13 protein-coding genes and 1 tRNA gene are annotated in these 11,565 nt (G+C 37.7%); 8 read left to right on the top strand and 6 right to left on the bottom strand.

Features of this window, described 5'->3' with window-relative positions:
• Positions 1 to 59 precede the first annotated feature (59 nt).
• Entirely contained in the window at positions 60 to 1,073 is a 1,014-nt protein-coding gene (locus ACW8TM_RS08985) for an MraY family glycosyltransferase (protein WP_491532952.1), read from the top strand.
• A complete protein-coding gene (locus tag ACW8TM_RS08980; protein WP_491532951.1) occupies positions 1,070 to 1,318 on the top strand; it encodes a hypothetical protein in 249 nt (82 codons plus the stop codon). Before ACW8TM_RS08985 ends, ACW8TM_RS08980 begins: the two co-directional genes overlap by 4 nt.
• On the opposite strand, the gene ACW8TM_RS08975 is transcribed toward ACW8TM_RS08980, so the two are convergent.
• Positions 1,315 to 2,121 (bottom strand): TrmB family transcriptional regulator, encoded by an 807-nt coding sequence (locus tag ACW8TM_RS08975; protein ID WP_491532950.1) that lies wholly within the window; start codon positions 2,119 to 2,121, stop codon positions 1,315 to 1,317. The two genes, ACW8TM_RS08980 and ACW8TM_RS08975, sit on opposite strands and share 4 nt — an antisense overlap.
• A gap of 82 nt (positions 2,122 to 2,203) precedes the next feature.
• Here ACW8TM_RS08975 and ACW8TM_RS08970 point away from each other — a divergent pair, with 82 nt between their 5' ends.
• From ACW8TM_RS08970 to glmU, 3 genes are read left to right on the top strand one after another with little or no spacing between them, the layout of a single operon-like run.
• Positions 2,204 to 3,268 (top strand): DUF354 domain-containing protein, encoded by a 1,065-nt coding sequence (locus ACW8TM_RS08970; RefSeq protein ID WP_491532949.1) that lies wholly within the window; start codon positions 2,204 to 2,206, stop codon positions 3,266 to 3,268.
• A complete protein-coding gene (locus tag ACW8TM_RS08965) occupies positions 3,252 to 4,208 on the top strand; it encodes a Gfo/Idh/MocA family oxidoreductase (RefSeq protein WP_491532948.1) in 957 nt (318 codons plus the stop codon). The genes ACW8TM_RS08970 and ACW8TM_RS08965 overlap by 17 nt, the downstream gene beginning before the upstream one ends.
• 10 nt (positions 4,209 to 4,218) lie before the next feature.
• Positions 4,219 to 5,424, top strand: coding sequence for a bifunctional sugar-1-phosphate nucleotidylyltransferase/acetyltransferase (glmU, locus tag ACW8TM_RS08960; protein ID WP_491532947.1), 1,206 nt, complete (start codon positions 4,219 to 4,221; stop codon positions 5,422 to 5,424).
• Here the strand turns inward: glmU and porB are convergent.
• The 4 genes from porB to ACW8TM_RS08940 are packed head-to-tail and all read right to left on the bottom strand — an operon-like array spanning position 5,408 to position 8,350.
• Entirely contained in the window at positions 5,408 to 6,316 is a 909-nt protein-coding gene (gene porB, locus ACW8TM_RS08955; protein ID WP_491532946.1) for a pyruvate synthase subunit PorB, read from the bottom strand. The two genes, glmU and porB, sit on opposite strands and share 17 nt — an antisense overlap.
• Positions 6,316 to 7,509 (bottom strand): pyruvate ferredoxin oxidoreductase, encoded by a 1,194-nt coding sequence (locus ACW8TM_RS08950; protein ID WP_491532945.1) that lies wholly within the window; start codon positions 7,507 to 7,509, stop codon positions 6,316 to 6,318. The genes porB and ACW8TM_RS08950 overlap by 1 nt, the downstream gene beginning before the upstream one ends.
• A 2-nt stretch (positions 7,510 to 7,511) precedes the next feature.
• Positions 7,512 to 7,784, bottom strand: coding sequence for a 4Fe-4S binding protein (locus ACW8TM_RS08945; RefSeq protein ID WP_491532944.1), 273 nt, complete (start codon positions 7,782 to 7,784; stop codon positions 7,512 to 7,514).
• On the bottom strand, positions 7,781 to 8,350 hold the full coding sequence (locus tag ACW8TM_RS08940; RefSeq protein WP_491532993.1) for a 2-oxoacid:acceptor oxidoreductase subunit gamma family protein: 570 nt from the start codon (positions 8,348 to 8,350) through the stop codon (positions 7,781 to 7,783). Before ACW8TM_RS08940 ends, ACW8TM_RS08945 begins: the two co-directional genes overlap by 4 nt.
• Positions 8,351 to 8,489: 139 nt before the next feature.
• On the opposite strand from ACW8TM_RS08940, the gene ACW8TM_RS08935 reads away from it, so the two are divergent.
• The 3 genes from ACW8TM_RS08935 (at position 8,490) to ACW8TM_RS08925 (ending at position 10,641) form a co-directional block, all read left to right on the top strand.
• Positions 8,490 to 8,581: transfer RNA gene (locus ACW8TM_RS08935), tRNA-Gly, on the top strand.
• Positions 8,582 to 8,690: 109 nt separating this feature from the next.
• Positions 8,691 to 9,647: an ABC transporter ATP-binding protein gene (locus tag ACW8TM_RS08930; RefSeq protein ID WP_491532943.1), complete on the top strand. Its 957-nt coding sequence runs from the start codon at positions 8,691 to 8,693 to the stop codon at positions 9,645 to 9,647.
• A 4-nt stretch (positions 9,648 to 9,651) separates the two neighbouring features.
• Entirely contained in the window at positions 9,652 to 10,641 is a 990-nt protein-coding gene (locus ACW8TM_RS08925) for an ABC transporter ATP-binding protein (protein WP_491532942.1), read from the top strand.
• 26 nt (positions 10,642 to 10,667) lie between these two features.
• On the opposite strand, the gene ACW8TM_RS08920 is transcribed toward ACW8TM_RS08925, so the two are convergent.
• Positions 10,668 to 11,561: an ABC transporter permease gene (locus ACW8TM_RS08920; protein ID WP_491532941.1), complete on the bottom strand. Its 894-nt coding sequence runs from the start codon at positions 11,559 to 11,561 to the stop codon at positions 10,668 to 10,670.
• Between the last annotated feature and the right edge of the window lie 4 nt (positions 11,562 to 11,565).

Below are 11,565 nucleotides of genomic sequence, written 5' to 3'. Positions count from 1 at the left end.
GTTAAAATTAAGATAGAAACACAGTTAAATGCTTATGTATAGGGATTGGTGGACGGGAAATGTGGAAAAATGCGACTATAGCCATAGTAACACTAGTATCATTCCTAACAACATTCCTAGTAATGCCAAAGCTAATCAAATACTTAAAGAATAAGGGTATTACTGGAATAGATGTCCACAAACCAAATAAACCAGAAATAGCTGAAATGGGTGGAATTGGAGTAATAATAGGCATAACAACTGGAACATTAATATCAATTATAATGCATCCAAAGGCTACACCAATACTGATAGCCTATCTATCAACCATACTATTAACTGCAATAATAGGCTTAATAGATGACCTATACACTCTAAAGGCTAGAGTTAAAACAATCCTAACAATATTCACCTTCACACCACTACTAATTTTAGGTTTAACATTTCCAAGACAATTTAGACTTGGAAGACCAATACTACCATTTATAGGTAGACTCAGACTAACCATAGCCTACTGGCTACTACTACCCTTCGCCATAGCTGTTCCAGCTAATGCTGTAAACATGATGGATACATATAATGGTGTAATGTCAGGCTCATGCACCATGATATCACTATCACTATTAATTTCATCAATAATTCTGGGAAAATATAATGCAGCCCTAATGTCATCAATACTTCTAGGAGCATTAATTGCATATTACTGCTATAACAAGTATCCAGCAAAAGTATTTTCAGGGGATGTTGGAAGCTTAAGTGTTGGCGCAGCCATTGGAGCAATATCAGTTATAGGTGGACTTGAAATAGTAGGCATAACAGCCTTAATGCCCTTCATAATGAATGCCTTCTACTCGCTGTCAAGTTTAGGGGGACTAATTGAAAGACATGAAATTAAAGAGAGACCAGTAATAGTTGATGAAAATGGAGTTTTAAGGGCAAATTTAAATGAAAAGGCACCATCAACTTTAGCAAACCTCCTACTACTAAAGGGACCAGCAACAGAACAAGAATTAGTAAAGGCCTATCTAGCCCTATCAGCAATTTCAAGTATACTGGCATTAATAACAGCTCTATTAATGGAGGTTAAATTATGAATGGATTAAAGAGGAGTAGTGAGTTAATTGGAATAATGATTGTAGGATGGCTATCAATGCTACTAGCACTAATAATAATTGATCGAATAATAGTTCCAATAAGCATTCCAAAACCAAACTATTTATTCGCAGCCTTGGAAGGTTTAATTAAACTTATTGGAGCAGGTATAATAGCATTAATATGGCTTCTATTCTGGAGGACATTAATGAAACTTTACAGGCTAAAATATATTGGTAAGAGTTAAGTTATGGGCTTAGCTAAATTCCATCTCTTCTCAAAGGCGTCTAGAAAGACTCTTATTAAACCCTTATTTTCAGTGTAATGGGGCCTATACAGTGTCGGATACCAATATTTCTCCTCTTCCTCTGCAGCCCAAATCAAGAATAAAAGCTTACTTTTATCTACAATTGTCCCCCTGGTTGGATACCATGCCTCAGGTACCTCTCTAACCTCAACACCCATCCCCACCAATTGCCTTGCAATATTAGTTGCCTTAGCAGTTGAAGTACACATTAAAACTCTAACCTTAACTCCACGCTTAACTGCATTTCTAATCTCCCTTGAAACCCTCTGAAACCATGAGAAAAACTCTGTGAAAATTAAAACTTCCTCTCTAGCCTCACTAATAATCCTCTGAGTTTTAACCTCCATTTCATATAAATCTGATAAAGGTTCAAGTAACTCTTCAGGTCTAATCTTCAGCCTAGTTCTCCAATAAATCTCCTCTAAACCATGCTCAATATTAGAGAAAACTTCTTCAAGTCTTTTAATTTCATCAGCCATAAGCTTCTCTCTAAACTTTACATATTGCTCAAAGGCTTTTTTAGGCGGATAGGCTTCAAATCTTCTAGGTCTACCTGGAAGTATCCTTATGAAACCCTTCTCTGCAAGTTGCTCTAGAACACCATAAACCCTGGGCAATGGAACTTCAGATGTAACACTGACCTCCTCAGCTGTAAGCTCAGCTCTATTTAAAAGTGCAAGATAAGCCTTAGCCTCATACTCAGTTAAACCTATAGATTTAAGCTTCTCTAGAAACTCTATCATCAAGAAAAGGTAAATGAAGAAAACTTATATATTTTTACATTTTACCGAGTTTATAGAAAAACCAGTTAATTTGTGATCCAAAATGCTGGCATGGCTAGAAGCATTAACACCGAAACAGGCACAATTAATGATTGAAATTAAAAATAGATTAGAAAGTATTGGATGGAAGACAATTATAACAACTCGTAGACATGACTATACACTTGGCATCTTTAAATTAAAGAAGGTTAAGCCAATCATAATCGGAGTTTATGGTGGAGCCAGTTTAGAAGGAAAATTATATTCAAGCCTCTACAGGTCTAAGAAACTTCTAAACCTCATATCCAAACTAGATGAAAAACCTAAAGTTCACATTTCATTTTCATCTCCAGATGCAGTTAGAGTTGCCTTTGGACTTAAAATACCAATAATACTCCTAAACGACACTCCACATTCAGTTTTCGTCAATAGACTCACACTACCATTAGCAGACAAAATTTTAATTCCAAAGGCCATTCCAAAGAAAGCCTTCAGCTATGCAGTTCCAGTTAGCCGTCTAATTCAATATGAAGGTGTAGATGAAGTTTCATGGATAAAACATCTCAAACCTAGACGCAATATCCTAGGAAAACTTGGACTAAGTAAAGAAGACTATATAATAGTTATTAGAAGTGAAGAAGTTAAGGCATCCTATTATCCAAAGCTAATAGAAACCCCTACAATTAAGGTTTTAAGTGAAATTTATGGAAGAGAAGAATTAAAGATAATTTACTTTGCACGCTACCCTGACCAGAAGAAACTTATTTCAAAGAAATTTCCAAGGGTTATTCTCCCCAAAAAAGCTGTTGATGCCCCAAGCCTAATAGCCTACTCGAAACTTGTAGTTACTGGTGGAGGTACAATGGCCAGGGAGGGAGCACTATTAGGCATACCTTCAATCTCACTATTTCCAGCTAAACTACATGTTAATGAATGGCTTAAAGAAAGAGGATTTCCATTATGGCACTTTAAAAATGTAGATGAAGCAATTAAATTAATAAATGAAATTTTAGATAACCCAGATAAATTTAAAGTTGATACAAGCATGATGATTGCAAAGCTTGAAGATCCCGTTAACATTTTAATAAAGGTCTTAAAGGAGGTGAATATCAATGACAGAAGTAGTTAGAGTTGGAGTTATAGGATGTGGATTTTGGGGTAAAAATCATCTCAGAGTCTATAGTGAATTAGAAAATGTAGAGTTAATTGCAGCTGCAGATATTGATAAGGAGAGACTGAAACTTGTTGAAAAGCGATATGGAATTGAAACATACCTAAACTATAAGGAAATGTTGAAGAGAAGAGATTTAGACGCACTATCCATATGCACACCCTCAATAACCCATGCAGAAATAGCCCTAGACGCAGTTAGAGCTGGAAAACACATCCTAGTTGCAAAGCCAATGACAACAACTGTTGAAGATGGATTAAAACTAATAGATACAGCCAAAGAACAGGGAGTAATACTACTTGTAGATCACATAGAGAGATTTAATCCAGGTGTACAGAGAGTTAAGAAGTATATTGAAGCTGGAAGAGTAGGCCATATAGTATTAATTTCATCTAAAAGAGTTTCTAGATGGCCTGTAAGAATAGGAGATGTAGGAGTAGTTAAGGATTTAGCCATACATGACGTAGATATAATGAGATATTTAACCAATAAAGATCCAGTACAAGTATATGCCATTGCAGGCAGAATACATCACAGATACGAGGACTATGCAAATATAATCTTAAAATTCAAGGAACTACCAGCAGCCTTCATAGAAGTAAACTGGCTAACACCTAAGAAAACTAGAAAGTTAATTGTAACTGGAAGCGATGGAATAATAACACTAGACTATATTACACAGGAAATAACCATAGCCAATTCTGATGGAGCCTTCACACCAGCCACAGCATGGTCAGAGCCATTAAAGAGGGAGCTAAACCACTTCATAAAAGTAATTTTAGGTGAAGAAAAACCAATAGTAAATGGTAGAGACGGTTTATTGGCAGTATATATTTGTGAAATGATATTAAAATCAGCAAGTGAAGGGAAAGTATTAGAATTAAAACCACCCATTTAGGTGGCATAAATTGAAGGCAATAATACTTGCAGCAGGCCTCGGAAGTAGACTAAATCCACTAACAACCATAAGGCCAAAACATCTACTACCAATTGCAGGGCAACCATTACTGGAACACATTGTAACATCACTTAGAAGTATAGGTGTAAGTCAAATTGGATTAATAGTCCATTACTTGAAAAATAAAATATACAGTCTACTTGGAGATGGAAGTAAATATGGAGTCAAAATAGAATATATAGATCAAGGAGAACCAAGAGGAACAGCCCACGCCATAATGGCTGCAGAGAAAATTATTGGAAAAGAGACATGTATCGTTGTATATGGAGATGTAACTGTTAAGAGTGAAGTTTTAGAGGATGCATTAAAGCTCCACAAAGAAAGAAATGTAGCCATAACAATGGTTGGAGTTGAAGTAGATGATCCATGGAATTATGGAGTATTATCAATTGATGAAAATGGATTGCTAGTAAAGATTATTGAAAAACCTAGAAGAGGAGAAGAGCCAAGCAATCTGATTAATAGTGGAATATACATTGTTGAAGGAGACAAAATATTCCCTGAAATAAAAAATACACCAGTTTCACCTAGAGGAGAAATTGAATTTACAGATACAATTCAACGTCTAATAGAAGTTGGAGAGAAAGTAGCAGTATTGAAGTCCCCTAGAAAATGGTGGTTTGATATAGGTAGACCATGGGATTTACTTGAAGCAAACGCCCAAATACTTAAAGAGAAAATGGGGGGAATAGAAATAGGTGAAAACGTAAATATTGGAAAAAATGTCAAGTTCATCCCCCCAGTAACAATTGGAGACAACTGTATCATTAAGGATGAATGTATAATTGGGCCAAGCACCTCTATTGGAAGCAACGTCAAAATAGGAGTAAAATGCACTATATCCAACAGCATAATCCTAGACAAAACAATTATCGATGGAAACTGTAAAATTTTCGACTCAATTATTGGTAGCAACTGCATTATTGAAAGCGGAGTAGAATTTAAAAATAGAAATCCAGACAACTCAACAATCAAAATGACCATTAAGGGTATAAGAGTTGATAGTGGAAGAAAAAGGCTTGGAAGTATTATAGGCGACTACAGCTTCATTGGACGTGAATCAATAATTCTACCTGGAATTTCAATTTACCCTAGATCAGTAATACCTAGAAATACTCTTATCACAGATGATGTAATCTTTACTCCCTCCTTCTAGATGCCTCCATTAACAATTTATAATGCTCCCATTGAGAATCAATATATCTCTGCAACTTCTCAATATCCTCATCACTCATTACAGTAAATCTATCTTGAAGTTTAAGGTATTCTCTAATAGGCTTACGCTTACCCTTATCAAGTAACGATATACTTGGACCAGTCAACTTAAATACTCCATGCTCAATTTCAAATAAAACCCACATACCAGTTTGAACTGCAAGTCTCCCTACTTCAATAGTTCTACTTGACGGAAATCTCCATCCAGGTGGACATGGAGCTAATAAATGAATATACTTTGTACCCTTAATTTTAACTGCCTTGCGAATCTTCTGGATAAAGTCTATTGGATATGATATACATGCAGTTGCAACATATGGAATATTATGGGCCGCCATAATCATTGGAACATCCTTTTTAAACTCCCTCTTCCCAGTCCAAGTTGTAGTTGTCCATGCACCATAGGGTGTAGCTCCACTACGTTGAATTCCAGTGTTCATGTAGGCTTCATTATCATAGCATATGTAAATTATATTATCTCCCCTCTCAGCTGCACCACTTAACGCTTGAATACCAATATCAGCTGTACCACCATCACCAGCCCATACAACCACCGGAGTATCCGTTCTTCCTTGAAATTCAAGTGCACCAGCCACTCCTGCAGCAGCTGCCGCTGAAGCGGCGAAAGCTATGTTTAATATTGGGAAGTTTGCAGCTGTTTTTGGATATGGTCCTTGAATTATAGTAGAGCAACATGCAGGTACAACTAGAATAAACTTATTTCCCAATGCCTTAGTAAGCATCCTTAACCCTAGAGAAGCTGGGCATCCAGGACATGAAGCATTTCCAGGTAGCCAATACTCCTCTAAGGGTAAATCTTTAATTGTAACCATTATGAAATCACCTCCCTCTTCAAGTTAAGCCATATTGGAGGCTTCTCCCCTAAACCCCTATCAGCCATTTCACAAATAATTCTTCCAGCTTCAACGTAATCCTCAACCCTAATGTCTCGTCCACCTAAACCTGCAATAAAGCTTTGAATAGTAGTCTTTAATCCTTGAAGTGAAGCTTTGACTTCACCATGAATTATTCCACCTAAACCATAGGATAAATCTCTATCAACAACACCTATAACCCTCAAACCTCTACATACATTCTTCAACTCCTCCACTGGAAATGGCCTTATGACCCTAAGCTTTATGAAGCCAATTCGATATCCCTCATCCCTTAAAAAGTCAACTGCATCCTTAGCATCACCAGCTGATGAACCAATAGAAATTAAAGCTGTATTAGCATCACTACACCTATATGTTTCAATTAGACTCTCATAATATCTACCTGAAATTCTACCATACTTTCTACCAGCCTCAACTATAACTTTCTTAGCATTATCCATTGCTCTTTGAATCTGATATCTAAACTCCATTAAATAGTCAGGATACATTAAATTACCATGAGTAACTGGGTTATCAACATCCAATTTATAGGGAAGTTTTCTAGATCCAGGTGATGGTAAATAGCCATCCACATCAGACTGCTCTGGCATAAAGACTGGAGAATAGGTGTGGGATAGAATGAAGGCATCAAGTGTAACCATTACTGGTTGAAGTACACGTTCATCTTCAGTTACACGATAAGCTTGAATTACATAGTCAAAGGCCTCTTGATTATCCTCAGCAAAATAAATTATCCAGCCGCAATCCCTATGAGCTAGAGCATCATTATGCTCACTCCAAATACTCCATGGAGGAGCAATAGCCCTTGTAACAACAGCCATAACCATTGGATAACGACCCATACCAGCCCACCAAACCATCTCACTCATATAAAGCAATCCATGAGATGAAGTAGCAGTAAAGACACGGGCCCCAGTAGCAGAAGCCCCAATACATGCAGCCATAGCACTATGCTCACTCTCAACCCTAACAAAATTAGCCTTCAAACGACCAGACTCAACAAATCTAGCTAAACGCTCAATAATAGTTGTTTGAGGGGTTATTGGATAGGCAGATATAACTTGAGCCCTTGAAAGGCATACAGCTTCAGCAACAGCATAATTCCCAGTTAAAACCTTGCCAATAGACATTTCTACTCCTCCAAAACCATCTCTATAGCCTTAACTGGACATTCATTAGCACATACACCACAACCCTTACAATATTTATAATCAACCTCAACCCTCATTCCATCATCACCAACACGCTTAATAGTACCCTCAGGACAGTAAAGCCAACAAAGTAGACAGTGAATACACTTAGACTGATCTATAACAGGCTTAAAGACTCTCCAAAAACCAGTCTGACCAGCAGAACCCTCACATGGCTTAGAGTAGGGTGTTAAAGGAATTTTCTCAACACTCATAATTCACCCTCCAAAAATGAAACTTTATTATAAGCTTGTCTAGCAGCCTCAGCATTCTTCTTGGCTAAAGCACTTGAAAAAGCATTGGTAATAGCCTGTTCAACAGAGTCAATAGAAACAATATCAGTAACCCTAGATAAAGCACCAATCATAGCAGTATTAACAGCAGGGAAACCAGCAAAGTATAGCCCTAAATCCACCGCAATACCAGTAGCATCAACAACGCCAATCTTGAAACCGTCAAAACGAAATTCACTCGGACTTCGCCTACTATTGACCAAGATTAATCCATTAGGCTTTAAACCCCTAGTAACATCAACTAAATTTAAGATCTTAGAATCCAAAACAACAACAGCATCAGGATTATAGATTTGGCTATGACGCCTAATAGGGGAATTTGAAATACGAGCAAAAGCTAATACAGGTGCACCCCTACGCTCAGCACCAAACATTGGAATGCTTTGACCCCACTTTCCCTCAATAAAGGCAGCCTCAACAAGTAGCCGTGCAGCAGTGACAACACCCTGTCCACCTCTACCATGAAATCTAACTTCAAAGCCCCGCAACAAATAATACCAATCCTCCCACAAGCCATAGATATAAAGGAAATTAAAGCATTACGGCTTACAATTTTGTCGAAAAAATCATCGACAAAAACAAAACACACAAATATTAATAACCTCAAATTAAATCAATTAATAGATGGCGGCGGTCGTCTAGCCTGGACTAGGACACGGGCCTTCCGAACATGGTGAAGAAAGCCCGCGACCCGGGTTCAAATCCCGGCCGCCGCACCAAAATTCTCTACTATATTGTTGAGTTAAAGTAATAAGCATTTATAAGAGTATGTTACATAATGAAATCGCTAGAGAAAGTTATTCAGAGGAAAAATGTGGAGGTTCAATCTTGCCCTTATTGGAAGTACGCAGCCTAAAAACTTACTACTTTACTTTGAGGGGGCCAGTTAAGGCTGTTGATGATGTTTCCTTTGAAGTTGAAAAGGGAGAAACTGTTGGCTTAGCTGGTGAAAGTGGCTGTGGTAAAACTACAACTGCACTTTCAATTATTAAGTTAATTCCTCCTCCAGGAAAAATTATTGATGGACAAATTATCTTTGAAGGTAGAGATTTAGTAACCATGAAGGATTCTGATATTAGACGTATTAGATGGAAGGGTATTGCAATGATCTTTCAAGGTGCCATGAATGCACTTAACCCTGTATTTAGAGTTGGAGACCAGATTGCCGAAGCCATCTTAGCCCATGAAAAGAATGTTAATAAGAAAGAGGCATGGGAGAGAGCTGAAAAGCTTCTTGAAATGGTTGGAATAGACCCTTCAAGAGCTCAAGACTACCCCCATGAGTTTAGTGGCGGTATGAGGCAGAGAGCCATGATTGCCATGGCCCTTGCATGCAACCCTAAACTTTTAATTGCAGATGAGCCAGCTACAGCCCTAGACGTTATAGTTCAAGCACAAGTACTAGAGGTTATGAAGGATTTAAAAAATAGACTTAACTTGTCAATGATCCTAATAACCCATGACCTATCAATTATAGCTGAAATGTGTGATAAAGTAGCCATAATGTATGCTGGAAAAATAGTTGAGTATGGTAATGTTAGAGATATATTCAAAAACCCCCAACATCCCTATACAAAGGGACTTATAGGAGCATTCCCAAGTATAAGGGGTCCAAAAAAACCATTACAATCAATTCCAGGAAGCCCACCAAACCTATTAAACCCACCGCCTGGATGTAGATTTCATCCAAGATGCCCCCATACAATGCCAATATGCAAAAAAGAAGAACCAAAAACAGTGAAGCTTGGAGGAGGACATATAGTTGCATGCCACCTAATGGGGTGAAAAAATGCCAGAAGAACCAATAATTAAAACTGAAAATCTAAAGAAGTGGTTTCCACTAAGGAGAGGTTTCTTCGCATCACTCTTCGGAGGAAAAGAATTATATGTAAAGGCAGTAGATGGAGTAAGCTTCGAAATATATCCAGGAGAAATATTCGGCCTGGCAGGGGAGTCAGGCTGTGGGAAAACAACAACTGGAAGAGTAATATTAAGGTTGATTGAGCCAACTGCAGGGAAAATATACTATAGAAACCAAGACATAACAAAGCTAACACAAAGAGAATTAAAGCCACTTAGAAAGGAAATGCAAATAATATTCCAAGATCCCTATGAATCATTAAACCCGAGAATGAGCATATATGATATAATTGCAGAACCACTAAAAGTACAGAAAATAACAAGTAGCCCAAAAGAAGAAGAGGAACTAGTATTCCAAGCATTAGAAGAAGTAGAGTTAACCCCACCAGAAGAATTCATATTTAGATTCCCCCATGAATTAAGTGGGGGGCAAAGACAGAGAGTAGCCATTGCAAGAGCCTTCATCCTAAAACCAAAATTCATAGTAGCAGATGAGCCAGTATCAATGCTAGATGTATCAATTAGAAGTGAAATATTAAAGGTAATGTTAAGGGAGAAGGAAAGATATAAAGCATCAATCCTATTCATAACCCACGACCTCTCACTAGCAAGACACATGTGCAATAGACTAGCAATAATGTATCTTGGAAAAATAGTGGAAATGGGTGAAACAGAAAAAGTAATACAAAATCCACACCACCCATACACTCAAGCCCTAATAGCAGCAGTACCAGTACCAGACCCAGACTATAAACGCGGTAAAATACCAATAAAAGGAGAAGTACCAAGCCCAGTAAACCTACCGCCTGGATGTAGATTTCATCCAAGATGCCCCCATACAATGCCAATATGCAAAAAAGAAGAACCAAAAATACAGGAAATAGATGGAAAAATAGTTGCATGCCATCTATACAAATAGCAAGTCTAAAATTAGCTAAAAACCCTCTATCTTCTCCTCAATCTAGGATTAATTACCTCTTCAAGTGCCTGTCCAATAAGCATTAATCCTAAAACAACTAATGCAATGCAAAGACCAGGAGGAATAATCCACCACCATGCAGGATAACCCATATTAGCCCACCAACCTCCAGCAGTTTGAGCATAATGAAGCATCATCCCCCAACTCTTCTGACTAGGATCACCAAGACCAAGGAAACTTAAGCTAGCCTCAGACATCATTGCACCAGCAGTCTGATAAATAGCTGAAGACAAAATTAAAGGTAAAGTGTTAGGGAGAATATGCTTCAACATAATGTAAGTGTCACCACCTCCAATAGCCCTAGCAGCCTCAACAAAGGGTCTATTCTTCAAGGATAAAGTAACAGATCTAATAAGCCTAGCTGTTCCAGGCCAGGAAGTCAAGGTTATAGCTAAAATTAAAACATGAAATTGATTTCTACCAAGTAGTGCAGCCAATAGAATCATTAAGGGGATGCCAGGTAAGACAAGGATAATATCACATAAACGCATTAAGACTTCATCCACCATTCCACCATAATATCCAGCTATAAGACCAATCATAGTCCCAACAGAAACAACTGAAATAGAAGCTAGAAAGCCAACAAGCAATGAAACCCTAGCACCATAAATAAGCTCAGAAAAAATATCTTGACCTAAATCATTAGTTCCAAGAAGATGCTTATAACTTGGTGGCAGAAAATACTTATCAACCCTCTTATATGGATTATAGGGTGCAATGTAGGGTGCAAAAACAGCTATAAATATGAAGAAGCCTACAATTCCAAGACCAAGCAATCCAGCCTTATTCTGCTTATAGATAAACCAGCCGGAACTAATCCTACGCTTAAGCACCTTAATTCTCTCAGATCTCAAACCCATAGCA

The organism is Candidatus Culexmicrobium sp. (assembly GCF_058356305.1).
The sequence above is the reverse complement of the archived record's forward strand: the minus strand, read 5'-3'. Positions and strand labels throughout refer to the sequence as shown.

Coding starts and splice junctions, on each gene's coding strand:
- ACW8TM_RS08985 (WP_491532952.1), top strand. CDS start 60: ATGTGGAAAAATGCGACTATAGCCATAGTAACACTAGTATCATTCCTA.
- ACW8TM_RS08980 (WP_491532951.1), top strand. CDS start 1,070: ATGAATGGATTAAAGAGGAGTAGTGAGTTAATTGGAATAATGATTGTA.
- ACW8TM_RS08975 (WP_491532950.1), bottom strand. CDS start 2,121: ATGATAGAGTTTCTAGAGAAGCTTAAATCTATAGGTTTAACTGAGTAT.
- ACW8TM_RS08970 (WP_491532949.1), top strand. CDS start 2,204: ATGCTGGCATGGCTAGAAGCATTAACACCGAAACAGGCACAATTAATG.
- ACW8TM_RS08965 (WP_491532948.1), top strand. CDS start 3,252: ATGACAGAAGTAGTTAGAGTTGGAGTTATAGGATGTGGATTTTGGGGT.
- porB (WP_491532946.1), bottom strand. CDS start 6,316: ATGGTTACAATTAAAGATTTACCCTTAGAGGAGTATTGGCTACCTGGA.
- ACW8TM_RS08950 (WP_491532945.1), bottom strand. CDS start 7,509: ATGTCTATTGGCAAGGTTTTAACTGGGAATTATGCTGTTGCTGAAGCT.
- ACW8TM_RS08945 (WP_491532944.1), bottom strand. CDS start 7,784: ATGAGTGTTGAGAAAATTCCTTTAACACCCTACTCTAAGCCATGTGAG.
- ACW8TM_RS08925 (WP_491532942.1), top strand. CDS start 9,652: ATGCCAGAAGAACCAATAATTAAAACTGAAAATCTAAAGAAGTGGTTT.
- ACW8TM_RS08920 (WP_491532941.1), bottom strand. CDS start 11,561: ATGGGTTTGAGATCTGAGAGAATTAAGGTGCTTAAGCGTAGGATTAGT.